Here is an 18027-nt window from a genome sequence, read left to right as displayed (position 1 = left end):
GGGAATTATGGAGAACAATTCGGAATCGCAGAAAACAGGCAAAAAGATCTTCGCGTTGAACATTATCAGCAATGAGGAAAAGAGCAAGCACAAAGGTTTCGGCGCAGGCTCGATCGACTTGAACAGCATGTCACCGGTGATCATCGACGGCAGTGAGGCTTACATCGATATCGGGGCGATGCATGCCAAGAGCAAGGTGGAGAAGGGGATCAAATTCTCCACCAACCGGGAGGACGTGCCGGCCGGCCGTCAGGTATGGATCGTGTGGGTCGCTGTGGACCGTTCGCCCGAGGGGCAATTTTACGGCGGGCTCACGGCCTGCGAAATGTGGATCGATTCGGAAGCCCGCCGCGGGTGGAAGATTCTTGCCGACCATGTCAACAAGATGGATTACGCATTGAAGCGCCGGATTATCCTGGACGGACTTTCGGCGGAGCAAAAGAGCACGCTCAAACAGCTATTGATCGATACGAATCAAGAGTGGTACGAACGCTCTTCCGACGAGCTGAAGGCGGCATTGGAAGCATAATAGAGAAAGAGGTTGGCCTCAAGTCATCGCGGATGACGGGGGCCAACCTCTTTTTTAATGTATCATTTGCCAAGCTCATAGGTTACGGTCTCGGCTCGTTTGCCGGAGCCGGGCAGAGCCCACTGGAAGCTGAGCCGATTGCCGTCCCGGCCGGTGTAAACCAGCCCGTCGCCGGAGCTCCAGTCACTGCTGTCGATCTTCCCGATGCTGGCTTGATCCAGCAGCTTTCGATAAAGCGGCGTGGACTTGCCGGTAGCGCGGTCGACGACGAGCAGAGCGCCCGTGGAGAACGGGCGGATCAGCAAAAAGTCGGGCTCGACGGCTTCCAGCCCGTATTCGTCGTCCGGCCCGCCGAGTTTCGCCAGATCGATCGTTTCGGCGACTTTGCCGTCCGGTGTGACGAGCTGCGCGGTTTGGCCTTCGTTCAGCACGATTCTTCCGTCGGCGGAAAGAGCGGCATTGTTCAAGCGGACCTGGGAGACGCCGCCCCCGTAGGACAAGCTCGACTGGGCAACGACCGAGCCGTCGTGGATGAGTGCCCGGTGAAGGCTGCTGAAAATATGCGGCTCCCCATAAGCGTTATCGATGTCGACGACATAGGCGGTGTCACCGACTTTGCGCGCACTCAGGTTTAGTGTATCGGGAAATTCGATGTTGACGGTGCCGAGCCGGGTGGGAAGCTGCCCGGTTTCGCCGCCATAAAGCACGCCCTGCTTGCGGTTTAACCAGAAAAGGGTACCGTCCGCCTGCGTCAGCCGGTATTTCGAAGAGTAGACATAGCTGATCTTCTGCGTTCCCGCGGCGCTCACCGGAATGCCGAACAGCTTGGAAAACAGGGAGGCCGGCACATAAGTTACGCCATATCTGATTTGAACGGGAGCGCCCAGGGAGACGGGAACGGCGTTCTTCCCCACGGCTTGGGCGCTTCCCGGTTGGAGTTTGGCGTACTGGGCGACCCCGGTAAGCTCCAAGGCTTTGGTCTGTGCGTTAAAAGTCAAATGCAAGTCGAACAGCGCGGCGGTATCCCGCAGCGGGACATACAGCTGCCCGGATTGCTTGAATACGGGATACTTGACGGGATAGACCACTTTTTGATTCGCTGTGACGGCGGCGGCCGCCGTTTGAGGCGAAGTCAAGCCGGGCAAGGCTCCGGCGGCCGTGGCGATACCAAGAGCCAAAGCCGCCAAGGCGGTTTTGGAGAGTGCCGTTCTCTTTTTCTTCATAAAGGAACCTCCTTTTCTACATACCTATAAAAACGCAAAAAGGCCGGTAAAGTTGTTCCCGTCAAATCCGGATTTGCATGTTCAGTACTCCCTCTCTCATATGCCCATAATTTTCTATAGTTATAATTCCGCGCCAGTCTTAGCAAAGCCGAGGCAATTGCCGATATAAAAATTAAAAGTAGTCACGAAAAGTTAGTAACCCCGTTGATAGGCAGTGGACATCAGGATGGCAAAGGGGAGACCGGGTTGTACAGTATAAGCTTGGAAATCGTCGTGTCGGTTGGCATCATCTTACTATTGACGTTGTTTGGGTTAGGGTATTCATACCGCAACCGGATCAGGGAGCTTGAATTCAAGCTGGAGCAAGCGGAGCAGAGGGCCCGGTTGATGGAAGATATGCTGAACAATATAGATGTGGGGACATGGTCTTACGACAACGAGACGGACAGCGTCTCGTTCGTTTCCAGAGCTTTTTTAGGGATTACCGGGTATGTACCGGAGAATTTTACGAGCAAAACGGCTTGGGAACGGATCGTTTATCCGGAAGATATGCATCGCCTCTCTACGCTGGCCGCTCAGGTCAAACAGGGTGAAACTGTCGTGGATTCGCACCGCATTGTTCACAGCGATGGCGAGGTCCGGTGGATTGAGCTAAGAATGATTCCGACGATGAATGAGTTCGGGCAAATCGTCCGGCTCGATGGCATTCTCACCGATATTACGGACAATAGAAGGATTGAGGAGGAACTGCAGGAAGTCGAGCAGCGATTCTACCGGTTTACCGAGCTCTCGCCCCATCCGATGGTCGTGCAGAAGGACGGGCGGCTGGTTTACGTCAACCCCGCGGGGCTGCGGATGATCGGGATGAAGAAGCTGGACGACATCGTCGGGGAGGAGATTTATTGCCTCCTGCCTTCGGGCGAGTGGGAGAAGGCCCGAAGGCGTATCAGCGCCATCGCGGAAGAGAAGTTTGGAGAAGCGGTGGAATACCAGATACTGGGGCCGGGCGGACGAATCATCCAAACCGAAGTCACCGGAGTTTATGACGCGCATACGGGAGCAACCGTGCATGTGTTTTATGATATTTCCGAGCGCAAAAAGATGGAGACGGCCCTAAAGGAAAGCATGGAGCGGTACCGAAGGCTGGTGGAGCTGTCTCCCGTAGCCATCGCCTTATGTCATGCCGGAATGATCGTCTATGTGAATCCCGCAGGGTTGCGGATTTTGGGAGCAACAAAACTGTCGGACGTCGTCGGAACGACGCCTTGGGACTGGGTCTGCCAAGAAGATCGGGCGTGGGCCAAGTCGCTTATCCAGGAGCTGGTCGCAAGCGGCTCTCTGCCTCCGGAAGAAATGACTCTGGTTCGGACGGACGGGGAGGAGCTGGAGGCATTGGTCGTCGGTATATATGACGCCGCTCATTCCTCCATCGAAATTGTTTTTGAAGACATTACATCCCGGAAGAAGGCGGAAAGAGCGCTTTTGGCCAGTGAAGAGCTAAATCGGCACCTGGTGGAGTTGTCTCCGCTCTCCATTATATTGCACCATAATTACCGGATCACCTATATCAACCCGGCCGGAATCGCTTTATACGGCGCCAAGGCTCCGGAGGAGATGCTGGGACTGAACCTGCTGGAACTGCTTGAACCGGAGGACGTCGATGAGGTCATGTGCTGGGTATCCGGGCAGTTGGAAAGCCAGGAGAACACGCCGCTAATCCAGCATCGGATGATCCGCCATGACGGCGGTATCCTTGAGGTAGAGTCGGTCACCACCGGCCTCCCCCATTTGGGGCAAGGGACAGCGATGACCTTGGTCTGGGATGTGACAACGCGGAAAAAGGCCGAAGAAGAGCGGCAAAATGCCGAGCGGAAGATTCGGGAAAGCGAAGACCGCTACTTCCGGCTGCAAATGAGTCTGGATCAGTTTTCTTCCGATCTTTTCGGCGTGGTCAAAGTGGAGGAATTAAACGGCCGGCTGGTGAGGGAAGCGCGGCAGGTATTGGATTCTTGCCGGGTCAGTTTGATGAAAATCGACCCGGGGGGCGGAGTGATTATCACCCATGGGGGGAAGGAAATTCCCGACGGCGTACTGCAAAGCATACGGGAGAGGGGGGCGGACCGGCTGCCTCTTTGCCAACTGTTCGACACCTTGGACGGACATTATGTGAAAATCGGGGAAGTGAACGGGGAGAGCCGGATCTTGTGCATAGGGGAAAGCTCGGCGCTGCTCCTCATTCAGGCAAAAAGAGTTTGGCTGGAAACGCTCTCCCGGTATGTGAATGTGTTATATGACAACTTCCGTGTAATAGAAGACTTAAGAAGAAATGTGGATCAACTGGCCTCCGGGCAAATGATGCCGCAATGGCTGCTGCGGTTCATGTTCCATTTGTCCGAAAATGAACGGAAGCGTCTCTCCCAGGATCTTCACGATGCGGCCCTTCAGGAACAGATCATTTGGTATCGCCGGTTGAATCAATTATCGGGGAATACCGACCTTCCGGCCCGGTACCGGGAACAGCTGGAGGAAATTGAGCAGGGGCTCCTGGATGTCGTGTACCAGATCCGGATTACCTGCAACGAGCTTCGTCCTCCGCTGCTTCAGGAGGAAGGACTGGAGCGGTCGTTGGAAACATTGTTTGAATTTACCCAGATGCGTACCGATTACGCCATTCAGTTTGATTATTCGGATCTCGGTTATGTGATCCACGATGATGTCATTATCGGGCTGTACCGGATTGTGCAGGAGATGCTGTCCAATGCGACCAAGCATTCGAGGGCAACCCGGGTCGTCATCAAATTATTTTCCAACAAGGACCGGATTTATTTGCATTATGAGGACAACGGCGTGGGGATGGATGTGGACAAGACGGCCAACACCTTTAACAGCATGGGCATCTATGGGATGAAAGAGCGGATTCGCAGTATGGAAGGATACATCGAATTCGATTCTCCGGCGGAGGGCGGATTATTTATTCGTATTTCCATTCCGGTCCGGTAGACAACAGGACAATCAAGGAGGTTGCGGAAATGATCGGAATTTTACTGGTGGACGACCATCCCGCCGTGATGGAGGGGACGAAAGTCTTGCTGGAGCAGGAAGGGGACATGGCGGTGACCCTTGCGGATGCGGTGGAGAAAGCGGTGGAGCTGGTCAGGCAGCAGCGGTATGATCTCATGCTAATCGATCTTCACATGCCGAATCTCAACGGGATCGATCTGGCCAAACAATTGCTGGCCATCGCCCCGGACACGGCTATTCTGATCTATACCGGATTTGAATTTACCAATCACTTTAATTTAATGGTAGAGGCCGGCATTTCGGGCTTCGTCCTCAAGACGGCAAATAAGGAGCAACTGGTGACCGCCGTTCGCTGTGCCTTGCGCGGGGAAGTCGTTCTGCCGTTGACGCTGGTGAAGCAGTTAAGGAGAATTTCCGTTCAAGAAGCGGAAGCGGCTGGCGGCGGCTCGGCGGCCGGGGTTATCTCGAATAAGGAATACGATATTTTAAAACAGATCGCAAGAGGGAAGAGCAACAAGGAAATCGCCGAGAATATGCTGGTGAGCCAGCGGTCGTTGGAATATACACTAACCAGCCTGTTTCAGAAGTTGGGCGTTAAATCCCGGATTGAAGCGGCTATGAAAGCTAAGAACCTGGGGTTGTTGTCCGATTCGGATTTTTCCGTTCCTCCCAAATAGCATAACTTTATATTAGTTCGGAAGTCCTGCTTGTAAGTCTGCGGGGCTTCTTTTTTTCGACATAAATCATCATATAATTACATTATTCCGCATTATTCCGCAATATTTTTGCGCGGTCACGCAATAAATTTTCGGTTACCGTGGCTTTTGACGCATGTATCATGATAATCAATTAGTCCTTAGGTCATTTATCACAGAAAGAAGGTATAACATAGTGCAAAAGTATGACGGGGCGACGGATTTGCTAAACAGCACGATAGAGTCGATGAAACATGTATTTTCTTGTCCACTGCAAGTGGGGGCGCCTCTTTTATTCGATCAATCCATGATCCAAAGCGATGTCGGCGTATTGGTCGGGATTGTGGGGGATTTGGAAGGCCGGTTGATTATCGAGGGGGAGAGCCGGATTTTCACCTACTTAAGCCAGAGTATGTTCGGCATGCCGCTGGAGGGAGAAATGCTGCACAGCTTCGTTGGGGAAATGGCAAACATGATTGCCGGTAACACATCCACTATGCTGGCCAACCTTGGAAAACGCATCGATATCACGCCGCCGACCGTAATGGTGGGGCAACTGCAAATGTACGGGTTTAGCCGGGGAATTAAAATCGCGGTAGAGCTTGAGGCTGTCGGACCGGTAAATACCATATTATTGCTTCAAGGCTAAGGGGGAAATTTTCGTGAAAAAAATATTGGTTGTCGATGACGCCGCATTTATGCGTTTGATGTTAAAAGGAATTTTGAGCAAAAACGGCTATGAGATTGTCGGCGAAGCCGAGAACGGCGAGGAAGCTGTTGAGAAGTACCGCAGCTTGGCTCCGGACCTGGTGACGATGGATATCACGATGCCGATCATGGAAGGCGTAGAGGCCGTGAGGCAAATCAAAAAACTGGATCCCAACGCAAAAATCATCATGTGCTCGGCGATGGGGCAGCAGACGATGGTTGTGGAGTCCCTCCAGGCGGGGGCCAAAGATTTCATAGTAAAACCGTTTCAGGAGGAACGGGTGCTGGAATCCATTCGCAAGACCCTGGGAGCTTAACAAGAGGCAAAGGCGGGTATCACTGTGAATTTTTTTCGTACTCATCATCACGAACAATTGTCGGGGGAAGATCTTGAGAAGATTTTGGAGCACCTGGAAGCCGAATTAGAGCAGGTCAAAGACGAGGATAGCGAGGGATAGAGATGGGATGGTACCGTAACTTGAAGATTGCAGCGAAGCTAAATCTGGGATTCTTGTTTATGTCTGTCATGCTGGTGTTTGTAGGGTATTTCGGTTTAAACAGCTTGAGCAAGATGAGCGTCAGCCTTTCGGGAATGTACGACAATAATCTGGTTCCCGTGAGAGATATGTCCGACTCATATGGGATGTACCAGCGTTTGCGCGTAAACATCCGCGACATGTGGCTGATATCGGAAACGCAAGCGGATCGGGACGAATACAGCAAAAAGATCGACAGCTTCATCAGCGAGATTGATCAAAACATCGCCCAGTACCAAGGTACCGTGATGACCCCCAAAGAAGTGGAGATGCTGGATTCGTTTGCTCCGGTTTGGGAGTCCTACAAAAAGCTTGTGGACCAGTCAAGGGAACTCATCAACGCGCAGAAGTCCGATGAATTCGTAGCCTTGCTGAAGGGAGACTTGGAAACGACCGGAGATGAAGTGATGACTCTCCTGCAGGATCTGGTGAAAATAAATGTCCAACTGGCCGAGGAACGTAACTTGGAAGGGGACTCTCTATATGCGGCCTCGAGAAACATCACCATCTTGGTCCTTGTTATATCCATTCTCCTGAGCATCTCTTTCGGTTTTATGCTCTCGCGGAGCATTTCCAGACCGCTGCGCCGGGTTGTGGACCTTGTCGAACGAGTATCGGAAGGGGATCTTCGGGACACGATCGATATTTCCGCAAAAGACGAGGTCGGACAGCTTGCCGCCGCTATGAACAACATGATTGGCGGGCTGCGTGCGATCGTCGGGGGCGTGGTCTCCTCGGCCGGGGGCGTATCGGCAGCCGCTCAGCAAATTTCCGCCAGCACCGAGGAAATTGCCGGGGGAAGCACCAGTCAGGCGCATGCCGCCCAAACCATCAACGAGCTGTTTAAAGAACTGACGACGGCGACCCACTCCGTGGCCCTGATTGCGGAGCAGGCGTCGGATATTTCCGCCGACACGATGGACATCGCCGCGCAGGGCGGCAAAGTGGTCCGTTCCTCGGTGGAAGGGATGAACGTCGTCAACGAACAAGTGGCCAAGCTGGAGGAAGATTCGAACCGGATCGGTGAAATTATCGAGGTGATCGATGACATTGCGGAGCAAACGAACTTGCTTGCCCTGAACGCGGCGATTGAAGCGGCCCGGGCTGGAGACCAGGGACGCGGCTTTGCGGTCGTGGCGGATGAAGTCCGGAAACTTGCGGAGCGAAGCGGCGAGGCCACCAAACAGATCACGGCCATCATCAAGGGCATGCAGGAAAATACGCGGCACAGCGTCAAGGCTACCCGGGATGGGGTGGCTTACTCCAAACAGACCGGTGAGGCGTTTGAATTGATCATCAACAAGATCAACGAGTCGGCGGGCAAAGTTACGGAAATTGCCGCGGCGAGCCAGCAGCAGGCCGCCCAATCGGCCGAGGTCATGGCGGCGGTCGAAAGTATTTCGGCCGCTACCGAGGAAGCCGCAGCAAGCTGTGAGGAGACCGCCTCCGCGGCGCAGTCCCTGGCGGGGCTGGCGGAGGAACTGGACCACACCATTTCCGTGTTTAAGATGAATTCATAAGAGGCGGTGTCTAGCGTGAAATTGAAGCAAGCAGCTTTTTCCATGAAACTCAGGGCTCGCATGTTGCTCACTATTCTCGGGTCCATTGTCCTCCTGCTCGCTTTCCTGGTGACCTTTGTTAGTGTCAGTACCCGAAACGACTCGATCGATGCGGCGATGTCCCTATCCGAAGCGTCGGGAGAAAAAATCGGGGTCGAAGTCCAGCAAGAGTTTGACAAGACGATCATTTCCGCCCGCAACTTGGCCGATGCATTCAAGAGTATGAAGCAGACGAATACGGCCAGCCGGGAAACGGTAAACGCGTTGCTTAAAAATATGCTTGAAAACAACCCCTCCTATATCGGGGCATGGACGGTTTGGGAACCGAATGCGTTCGACGGCAAGGATGAAGCATTTCGCAATAAGCCGGGATCGGATGAGACCGGAAGATTGCTGCCCTACTATCAAAGAACCGGAAGCGGCCCCAAGCTGACGGTAAGCGAGGATTATGAGGTTCAGGGGGTGGGGGACTACTACCTGCTCTCCAAAAACAGCGGCAAGGAAGTCATCCTGGATCCCTACAGTTTTAACATTGAAGGGAAGGATGTCATGATGACGTCCATCACTGTGCCGGTTAAAGAAGACGGCAAGGTCGTCGGGGTTGTCGGAGTAGATTTGGAGCTTGAATATCTTCAAAATATGATGAGCCAGTTTAAGCTGTACGACACCGGTTTTGCCCACATCTATTCCCATGAGGGAACCATCGTGACAAACCCCGACCGGGAAGCCGTCGGGAAGAAATTGGGGGAAGTTTTCCCTACAGCGGATGTACAAGACATTATGACCTCGATTCAAGGCGGCGACAGCTATTCGACGAACTGGGAAGGGTCCTATCTTCTGTATACGCCGATCTCGATCGGACAGACGGAAACGCCGTGGTCGGTGGCAACGGTTATCCCAATGAAGGAAATTACAGCTGATTCGGATCGGCTGCTAATAACGATTATCTTGGTCGGGGTGATTACCACGCTCGTCCTAGGCGCGGTTATCGTCTGGCTGACCGGCAGCATCGTAAAACCGCTCAACCGGACCGTGGAGGTCGGGGAATACATGGCCCGCGGCGATTTCACGAAGGAGCTGCCGGAAAGGCTGCTGCGCCGTGGCGATGAAATCGGCGTATTGGGCAGGGTATTTCATGAAATCACCCGGAGCATGGGAGCCATGCTGGGTCAGGTAAATCAAAATGCCGCCCAGGTCGCCGCCGCTTCCCAGCAAATCTCGGCCAGCGCGGAGGAGCTGGCGTCGGGCAGCGGGGATCAGGCGTACTCGGTGCAAACGATCAACGAGCTATTCAGAGAGCTCTCCAGTGCCATCAATGCCGTGGCGGTCAGCGCGGCGTCGGCGTCGGAGTTGACCAACAAAACGGCGGGTGTAGCCGGAGAAGGCGGGGCGGTAGTACAGCGCTCGATCGAAGAGATGAGTACGGTGAGCCGCCAGGTTCTCCGCCTCGAAGAGGACTCGACCCGGATCGGCGAAATCATCGAGGTCATCGACGATATCGCCGAACAGACCAACCTGCTTGCGCTGAATGCCGCGATCGAAGCGGCCCGGGCCGGAGAGCAGGGACGCGGGTTTGCCGTCGTCGCCGACGAGGTCCGGAAATTGGCGGAACGCAGCGGGGAGGCGACGAAGCAGATCGCAGGCATCATCAAGGGCATGCAGAACAATACGGCGGAAACCGTGAGAGCGGTGGAAGCCGGGGTAGTCTCCACCGGCAAATCCGGGGAAGCGTTCGATCATATCGCTGCGATGATCAGCGAATCGGCCAGCCGGGTGATGGAAATTGCCGCCGCAAGCGAGGAGCAGGCCGCCCAGGCGACCGATGTGGTGTCCGCGATCGAGAACATTTCGGCCGCGACGGAGGAAACGGCGGCAAGCAGCGAGGAAACGGCCTCGACGGCGGGAGCGCTGGCCGAACTGGCCGAGGAATTGAACCGCATGGTTGCGGCGTTCAAAATCTGATCATGCGGAGGTAGAAAAACATGCAGGCAAGCGGTCAGGAACAGTATGTCGAATTCGGAATCGAGCAGGAGCAATACGCGATCCGAATCGAGGACATCCACGAAATCATTAAAATTCAGGATATTACCGTGATTCCCAACGTCAAGGACTACGTTAAAGGCGTCATCAATCTGCGGGGACGCATTGTCCCCGTCATCAGCCTTCGGTGCTTCTTCGGGAGCGAGGAAGCCCCCTTCACGAAAAGCAGCAGAATCGTCGTCATTCATCATCAAGAGGAGGCGGTTGGCATCATCGTCGACCGTGTCAACAAGGTGACCACGTTTTCGGATATTCAGCCTCCGCCGGAACGGGTGGGGGGCATACAGGGGAGCTTTTTCACAGGAATCGGGCTTGCGGAGAGCGGACTGGTCGGGATTTTGCGGCTGGATGAAGTTCTTTTGCATGAATAAGGGGGCCAACCGGGGTGCTGTCTGAATATAGAGAGGTTTTCCTGGAGGAGCTGGAGGAACAGCTCCAACTGATGGATGAGGAAATTCTAAAGCTGGAGCAGGAAGAGGATTGCTCGCAGGTGGTCCAGAGTCTATTCCGGGCCGCTCATACCTTGAAGGGCTCCTCCGCTGCCATGGGCTATGATGTGATGAAGCACTTGACGCATGAAATGGAGCAGCTGCTGGATCTGGTCCGCAGCGGCAAACGGAGGGTCACCGGCAAACTGATTGACCGATTGTTTTATGCCCTGGACCATCTCAAGCTGCTGAAGCTGGATATCGTCGATGGCGGCGGCGGAACGGGAATCGACATCTCCGTGTGTGTCCGGCAACTGCAGAGCTATGCCAGCGGAGAAGAGGCGGACGAAGAAACTCCGGCAAAGGCGGTAGCGGAGATGGAGATGGAGGCGGAGGTCAGCGAACCGGCAGGAAATGAGGCCTCAAATGCTCGGCAGCCGGCTAACTCAAAACCTTCATTGCCGTTAAATGTTCGCTTGAAGGCAGGCGAGTGCCTGGATCAAGGGCTGCAAGCGCATTGGGTTTTCGTGCGGATTGCAGAGTCCTGTGCGATCAAAGGGGCCCGGGCTTTTGTTATTCAGTCCGGCTTGACCGAATGGGGCGAGGTGCTGTTTGCCTGTCCGGAAATGGAGGAGCTGCCGGAGCAGGGCGGGGAGTCGGCGGAGATCGTCTTCCTGCATGCCGGGGGGGAACGAAGCCGGGAAGAACTACAGGCGCTCGTAGCCAATATGATGGACGTTGCCGAGGTGAGGGTTGAGGCGGTTTTGCCCGAGGAGCTTGAATTGGTGCAGCCGCAGCTGTCCGCGGCGAATCCTTCGACCGAGCCGGCAGCGCCAGCCGCACAGGTTCTGCGGAACGAGGAGCGCGGGGCGGGAACCTCCGCCAAAGGCAAGGCCCAAACGATTCGGGTCAGCGTCGAGCGACTGGAGCATTTGATGAACCTCGTCGGCGAGCTGGTCATCGACCAGACCCGCATTCACGAGGTAGAGCGAGTCCAACGGAGACGTTTCAACGATTCCTCGGTGGAGGAACTGGGGCATATCTCCGATCATCTTTCGAGAATTATCGGCGATTTGCAGGAAAGCGTCATGAAGACGCGTATGCTGCCGATCGAACAGCTGTTCAATCGGTTCCCCCGCATGATCCGGGACTTGTCGCGCGATTTGGAAAAAGAGATCGAGCTGGTCATCGAGGGGAAAGACACCGAGCTGGACCGGACGCTCATTGAGGAGATTGCCGATCCCCTGATTCACCTGATCCGGAATGCGTTGGACCATGGCATCGAGAAGCCGGAAATTCGCGAGTCCAAAGGCAAGCCGGCCAAGGGGACGCTTACGATCCGGGCGGCCCATGAGGATAACCAGGTCGTCATTTATGTGATCGATGACGGGGCGGGCATCGACGCGCAAAAGGTACGCAGCTCGGCGATCGGCAAAGGGGTGCTTACCGAGGAGGAGGCCGCTTATTTATCGGAGCGCGAGTCCGTCGAATTGATTTTCCGGCCCGGGTTCTCGACCGCCGCGGTCGTCAGTGACGTATCCGGCCGGGGCGTCGGCATGGATATCGTAAGGAGCCATATCGAGAAGCTGAACGGCTTGATCGAGATTGAGACCGCCGTCGGGCAAGGGACCTGCTTCAAAATCAAGCTGCCTTTGACCCTGGCGATTATCGAAGGCTTGTTGGTGAAGTTGACCGGACAAACCTATATTATCCCGATGAGCAACATCGCGGAAATTGTTCGCGTGACGCCGGAGGACCTCAAAACGGTGCGGGGACAATCGGTTATTTTGCTGCGGAACCAGGTGATTCCGGTGGCCTGGATACATGAATATTTTCGTTTGCCGAAGCCGGAGGGCCACAAAAAGCATATTTCTCTGGTGATCGTCGGCTCTGCGGAAAAGCGGCTGGCGATGGTGGTGGACGAGTTGATCGGAAACCAGGAAATCGTGATCAAATCGCTCGGTTCTTACATCGGCAAAGTGGCGGGAATCGCCGGGGGGACGATTTTGGGGGACGGCAGTGTCTCGCTGATCATGGAAATCGCCGGCATTATCGGAAAAATCGGCGGAAAGGCGCCCTATCACAAGGAGGATCAAGTGGGATGAAAAGTTCAGTGCAGCCGGAACAGGATTTTGAGCGTTTTATTCAACTGGTAAAAGGCAAATCCGGGATCGATCTGGCTCTATACAAGGAGGCCCAGATGAAGCGGCGGCTGACCAGTCTCCGGGAACGCCGGGGATACAAGAGCTTCAGCGACTTTTTCCAGGCTTTTTCCGCGGATCCCGCTCTTTACGCCGAGTTTCTGGATCAGATGACCATAAACGTTTCCGAGTTTTACCGGAATCCGCAGAGATGGGATGTGCTGGCCAACAAGGTAATTCCGGAACTGCTCAGCCGCAGTCCCCGACTAAAATGCTGGAGCGCCGCCTGCTCCACGGGAGAGGAGCCGTATTCCATCGCAATGGTCCTGTCCCAGTTTATGGACCTGAAGGAGATTCAAGTGCTCGCCAGCGATTTGGATCAGAATGCGATCGAACGGGCCAAGATCGGTAACTATCAGGCTTCCGCGGTAAAAGACGTGCCGCAGGCGCATTTGAACAGCTTTTTTACCAAGCAAGGGGAACGTTATCTGGTCTCGGATTCCTTGAAACGCTGTGTGCAATACAAAAGGCAGAATTTATTGGCGGATGCTTACGATACGGGATTCGACTTGATCGTATGCCGGAATGTGCTCATTTATTTTACCGACGAAGCCAAGGAAACCGTATTCTCCAAATTCAGCCAGGCTTTAAAGCCGGGGGGCTATTTGTTTATCGGGGGGACCGAACAGATCTTCCAACCGCAGCAGTATGATTTGGAGGCGACGGAAACCTTTTTCTACAGAAAGCGTTTGGCCCGTTAACAGATCACATAACAAAGGAAGATACCAGTCATGGGAAAAATCAAGGTGCTCGTCGTAGACGATTCGCTGTTTATGCGAAGAATGATCGTTCGGCTGGTCGAAGAGGATGCGGATATTGAAGTAATCGGTACCGCGCGGAACGGGGCGGAAGGCGTGAGAATGGTCAAGGAGCTCCGGCCCGATGTGGTGACGATGGATATCGAAATGCCCGAAATGAACGGCATTGAAGCGTTGGGGAAAATCATGGAAGAGCTGCCGACGCGGGTGATCATGCTCAGCTCCCTTACCCGGGAAGGGGCCGAGGAGACGATTACGGCTTTGCAGAGCGGGGCGGTGGATTTTCTCCCGAAACCTTCGGGCACGGCAACCGCCGGACTGGCCGGGGTGAAGGAAGAGATTGTCGGCAAAATCAAGGCGGCCGCGCGCACGCCGTTATCGGTGTTGATCGCGGCGCGCCGGGGCGCTGCCCGGCAGACGTCTTGGGAGCCGAAGCGGGCCGCTTCGGAAGGGGCGAAGGAATTCCGGCAAATCGTCGCCATCGGTACCTCCACCGGAGGGCCGAAAGCGCTGGAGACGGTGTTGACCGGCCTGCCGGCGGATTTCCCGCACCCCGTGCTCGTCGTGCAGCATATGCCGGCGAAGTTTACGCTGTCTTTGGCGCAGCGGCTGAACAACCTGTGCCGCATCCGCGTGGTGGAGGCGGAGAACGGCCAGGTCGTTCAGGGAGGGACGGCCTACATTGCGCCCGGCGGCTATCATATGACCCTGGTCCGGAGGCAGCAGGAAGTCCGGATCGTCCTGAATCAGGAGCCGCCGCAAAACGGTCATCGTCCTTCCGTGGATACGATGTTCGAGTCGGTGTCAGCCTTGCCGGGGCTGAAAAAGCACTTTGTGCTTATGACCGGCATGGGCAGCGACGGGGCAAAAGCGATGGCGCAGGCCAAGCGGCAGGGCGCCGAATCGACGATGGCGGAAGCGCAGGAAACCTGCGTGGTCTTCGGGATGCCGCGGGCGGCGATCAACCTGGGATGCGTCGACCACGTCGTTCCCCTAACGGTGATTGCCGCGAAAATTCGGCAGTTGACCGGACATTAAACGATAGGGGCATTCCCGGGTTAGTAGGGAATGCCCCTATCGTTGTCGATGACCGAGACATAAGGATTGTCTCGGTAGTAAAACCGCCACGGCAGGTCGGCGTATTCCGCCGCGTAGGCGATGTTGATGCGCGGCGCCGCGATGATCGCGGGCGGTGGCGCGGCTTCGCCGCCGGGCCCGCCCGCTTCCAGGCGGAGCGGGCTGTCGCTGCGGTGCAGCAGCGCGCCGTTCAGCGACTTGTCGATCTCCAGGGCCCGGCACAGTTTGCCGGGACCCCCCGACAAGTCCACGGGCCGGCGCGCGCGGGAGCCGCGGCGGGCGCGCATGAGCGCCTCGTCGCCCGGCGTGAGCGGCTCCACCGCCCGGATCAGGACGGCCTGCGGATCGTCCGGCGGGCCGGTGACCACGTTCAGGCAGTGGTACATGCCGTAGATCAGGTAGATGTAAGCGGCCCCGCCCTCGCCGAACATGATCTCGGTGCGGGCGGTCCGGCGGCCGCCATAGGCGTGGCTGCCCTTGTCCTCGACGCCGCCGTAGCTTTCCGTCTCGACGATCCGGCAGCGGATCGCCCCTTCTTCGGTCTCCCGGACGAGGACTTGTCCGAGCAGCCGGGGCGCCGCCTCCAGGGCGGAGTCGGCGTAAAAAGAAAGCGGGAGCAGTTCTCCCGCGCGGAAACCTGCAGGTTCGGGCTTTCCGGGTTGGCTTATCATCGCAGCATCAACTCCCATTGGGTCTGGTAACATGAGCTCATGAACTCATGTTACTCAATCCGCCTCTTTACGCGCAAGTTGCTGCACGCTCTCCCTCATCGTTATGTAATCAGCGTCGTCAATTAGCGGGAAAAAGCGGAGCTAAATTCCGGGTAATTGCCCTCGCGGCTCAATTACCTGGAAAAACTCCCGCTAATCGCTCCCACCTTTCGGCAAATCTACCGATCGGGTGGGATTTAGCGGGAGTTTTTCCATCTAATCATTTATCCGGCTCGGCCAAGGGAAAAATAACGGGAGGAAATCCCGTTACTTTCTACGTCGGCGGCGACGCCAGCCCTTGCCGTCTTCTGCGCTAATCCATCCACCAGCGCTTCAGATCGCTCCACCAGGAGCGGCTTTCCTCCTTCTTCTGCACCGGGAGCGGCTTCGCGGGTTCCTCTCCGCCGCCGTGCTCGCCGCAGAACTCGGCGGGTTCCGTGCCCCGCACGAACACCTCCAGCTTTTTGGACGGGCAATCGGGGGTGGCCAGCTTGCCCGTAGCGGTATCGATATAGACGCTGACCACATCGTCCGGCATCGGAAAAATTTTCGGCGGCACCTTCTCCAGCGCCTTCTCCGTGAACTTGGCGAAGATCGGTGCCGCTTTGCGCGACTCGGCCGTGCCGAGCGTCTTGCCCTTGTCGTAACCGACCCAGACGGCCGTCGACAGCTCCGGCGTGAAGCCGACCAGCCAGGCGTCCGTGCTGGTCGTGCCGGTCTTGCCGGCGACCGGCCGCTTGATCTCGGCCGATACCCGGTTGCCGGTGCCGCCGGTTTCAAACACACTTTCCATCAACCGGGTCAGCACATAGGCGGCCGCCGGCTCCACGATTTTTCCCGGTTTAGGGGCGGGCGCCTCATACAAGATGTGCCCCTCGGAATCGGTGATTTTCTGTACGGCGAACGGCTTAACGCTGCGTCCATGGTTGCTTATTACCGCGAAGGCGGTCGCCATTTCGAACGGGCTAACCGGCGAGGTGCCGAGCGCCAGCGAGGGCACGGCCTGAAGCGGGCTCGTGATGCCCATTTTCCGCCCCAGCTCGATAACCTGCTCGGCTCCGACCTTCAGGATCGTGTTGACGGCGTAAATATTGTCCGAGGCCGCAATTGCCTGGCGCATGTCGATGTCGCCCAGATATTTGTCGCCGAAATTTCTCGGGCTGTAGGTTTTGCGGTTGTCATCGTAGTGGAACAAGGTCGGCTCGCTGCTGAACTTACTCGCGCTGGTCAGCTTGCCGGAGGCCAGCGCCGATAAATACATGATCGGCTTGAAGCTCGATCCCGGCTGCCGGGTTGTGGCGAATACGTGATTGTACTGGCTTTGCGTATAGTTGCGGCCGCCTACGAGCGCCTTGATCTCCCCGGTACGCGGGTCGATGGAGACGAGCGCCGCTTCCAGCTCCGGCGCGCCGGCGAGCTCGGAAGCGACCGCGGCTTCCGCCGCCTGCTGTGCGGTCATATCTAGCGTGGTGTGAATCCGAAGTCCGCCATGCTCCAGCAAGCTCTCGTCGATCCCCAGCTCGCCCACCACAATGCTCCGGACGTAATCGCGGAAATAGGGAGCCTGACTGGCTGTCGTCCGCTCCTCTCGGGAGCGGAAGGTCAGGAGCTCCGCGTAGGCTTTGTCCGCCTCGGACTGCGTGATGGCTCCCGTTTCGACCATGACCGAAAGGACGGTTTTTTGCCGGTCTTTTGCATTTTTCATATGGTTAAAGGGTGAGTAATACGTCGGTCCCTTAGGAACGCCCGCCAGCAGGGCGCTCTCCGCCAGGGTGAGTTCTTTGGCCGGTTTGCCGAAATACAGCTGCGATGCCGCCTCGATCCCGTAAGCTCCGTGCCCGTAATAGATTTCGTTCAAATACATCCTTAATATCTCGTCTTTGCTGTATTTCATCTCCAACTGCGTCGTATACATCGCTTCCCGAAGTTTCCGGGACCAGGTGCGCTCGTGGGTCAGATACAGATTCCGGGCGAGCTGCTGCGTCAATGTGCTGGCCCCCTGCAGCTTCCCCATCCCTTTCAGGTTGACAAGGGTCGCGCGGGCCATGCCCTTGAGGTCGAAGCCGAAATGCTCGTAGAACTGCCGGTCCTCGGTCGCCAGTGTAGCTTGAATCAGCCAGGGGGAAATCTCCGCCAGGGCGACGCTTTTCCGATTCCGCTGACCGTCCGAAAATACGGCGATCTCTTTGCCCTGGGCATCCAGCAGCACGGAGTTTTTGTCCGAATTCGCCAGCGGCAAATCGGCCTGAAACAAATACAAGAGCAGGGCTCCGGCCGCGCAGAGGCCGACCAGGCTTAGCGCTCCCAACCATTTCAGCCACAGCCAGCGGCTGCGGCGTCCCGGTTTGCTTTTGCCGCCGCTACGGGTAAGTCTTTGCAAGGGCGGGCGCCTCCTTCCAAACTTCTGGTGTGCTTCCATCTCGATCTTTTTACGATCAGTATGGGAAAGTTTGGGGCACCCCATTCATTTTAAAATGGTTGCATTTTCGGCCTGTTTTAATATAATACAATTTGTTTGGTACAATATAGGAAGTGGAAACTT

14 protein-coding genes are annotated in these 18027 nt (G+C 56.0%); 11 read left to right on the top strand and 3 right to left on the bottom strand.

The window, feature by feature from the left end:
• The first annotated feature begins 7 nt into the window (after positions 1–7).
• Complete coding sequence (locus tag V4U88_RS25335) at positions 8–529, top strand: YwhD family protein (RefSeq protein ID WP_334075978.1); 522 nt, start codon at positions 8–10, stop codon at positions 527–529.
• 62 nt (positions 530–591) lie between these two features.
• On the opposite strand, the gene V4U88_RS25330 is transcribed toward V4U88_RS25335, so the two are convergent.
• Positions 592–1752, bottom strand: a complete 1161-nt coding sequence (locus V4U88_RS25330; RefSeq protein WP_334075977.1) for a copper amine oxidase N-terminal domain-containing protein — start codon at positions 1750–1752, stop codon at positions 592–594.
• A gap of 246 nt (positions 1753–1998) precedes the next feature.
• On the opposite strand from V4U88_RS25330, the gene V4U88_RS25325 reads away from it, so the two are divergent.
• From V4U88_RS25325 to V4U88_RS25280, 10 genes are all read left to right on the top strand, one after another.
• Positions 1999–4752: a PAS domain S-box protein gene (locus tag V4U88_RS25325; protein ID WP_334075976.1), complete on the top strand. Its 2754-nt coding sequence runs from the start codon at positions 1999–2001 to the stop codon at positions 4750–4752.
• A gap of 29 nt (positions 4753–4781) precedes the next feature.
• Positions 4782–5450: a response regulator transcription factor gene (locus V4U88_RS25320; protein WP_334075975.1), complete on the top strand. Its 669-nt coding sequence runs from the start codon at positions 4782–4784 to the stop codon at positions 5448–5450.
• Between the two features lie 214 nt (positions 5451–5664).
• Positions 5665–6117, top strand: a complete 453-nt coding sequence (locus V4U88_RS25315; RefSeq protein WP_334075974.1) for a chemotaxis protein CheX — start codon at positions 5665–5667, stop codon at positions 6115–6117.
• Between the two features lie 13 nt (positions 6118–6130).
• Positions 6131–6493 carry a response regulator gene (locus V4U88_RS25310; RefSeq protein ID WP_334075973.1) on the top strand — a complete coding sequence of 121 codons (363 nt, stop codon included), beginning with the start codon at positions 6131–6133 and terminating at the stop codon, positions 6491–6493.
• Between the two features lie 143 nt (positions 6494–6636).
• Positions 6637–8232, top strand: a complete 1596-nt coding sequence (locus tag V4U88_RS25305; protein ID WP_334075972.1) for a methyl-accepting chemotaxis protein — start codon at positions 6637–6639, stop codon at positions 8230–8232.
• A gap of 15 nt (positions 8233–8247) precedes the next feature.
• Positions 8248–10233, top strand: coding sequence for a methyl-accepting chemotaxis protein (locus V4U88_RS25300; RefSeq protein ID WP_334075971.1), 1986 nt, complete (start codon positions 8248–8250; stop codon positions 10231–10233).
• 20 nt (positions 10234–10253) lie between these two features.
• Positions 10254–10682, top strand: coding sequence for a chemotaxis protein CheW (locus tag V4U88_RS25295; RefSeq protein ID WP_334075970.1), 429 nt, complete (start codon positions 10254–10256; stop codon positions 10680–10682).
• A 14-nt stretch (positions 10683–10696) separates the two neighbouring features.
• Positions 10697–12844 carry a chemotaxis protein CheA gene (locus tag V4U88_RS25290; RefSeq protein ID WP_334075969.1) on the top strand — a complete coding sequence of 716 codons (2148 nt, stop codon included), beginning with the start codon at positions 10697–10699 and terminating at the stop codon, positions 12842–12844.
• Positions 12841–13641 carry a CheR family methyltransferase gene (locus tag V4U88_RS25285; protein ID WP_334075968.1) on the top strand — a complete coding sequence of 267 codons (801 nt, stop codon included), beginning with the start codon at positions 12841–12843 and terminating at the stop codon, positions 13639–13641. The genes V4U88_RS25290 and V4U88_RS25285 overlap by 4 nt, the downstream gene beginning before the upstream one ends.
• A gap of 30 nt (positions 13642–13671) precedes the next feature.
• Positions 13672–14736, top strand: coding sequence for a protein-glutamate methylesterase/protein-glutamine glutaminase (locus V4U88_RS25280; RefSeq protein WP_334075967.1), 1065 nt, complete (start codon positions 13672–13674; stop codon positions 14734–14736).
• Between the two features lie 20 nt (positions 14737–14756).
• On the opposite strand, the gene V4U88_RS25275 is transcribed toward V4U88_RS25280, so the two are convergent.
• Both V4U88_RS25275 and V4U88_RS25270 read right to left on the bottom strand, forming a co-directional pair.
• Positions 14757–15446, bottom strand: a complete 690-nt coding sequence (locus V4U88_RS25275) for a DNA-3-methyladenine glycosylase (protein WP_334075966.1) — start codon at positions 15444–15446, stop codon at positions 14757–14759.
• 352 nt (positions 15447–15798) lie between these two features.
• On the bottom strand, positions 15799–17904 hold the full coding sequence (locus V4U88_RS25270) for a transglycosylase domain-containing protein (protein WP_334075999.1): 2106 nt from the start codon (positions 17902–17904) through the stop codon (positions 15799–15801).
• Positions 17905–18027 lie beyond the last annotated feature (123 nt).

Origin of the sequence: Paenibacillus sp. A14 (genome assembly GCF_036864815.1) — a bacterium.
Classification (GTDB): Bacteria; Bacillota; Bacilli; order Paenibacillales; family Paenibacillaceae; genus Fontibacillus; species Fontibacillus sanfengchensis.
The sequence above is the reverse complement of the archived record's forward strand: the minus strand, read 5'-3'. Positions and strand labels throughout refer to the sequence as shown.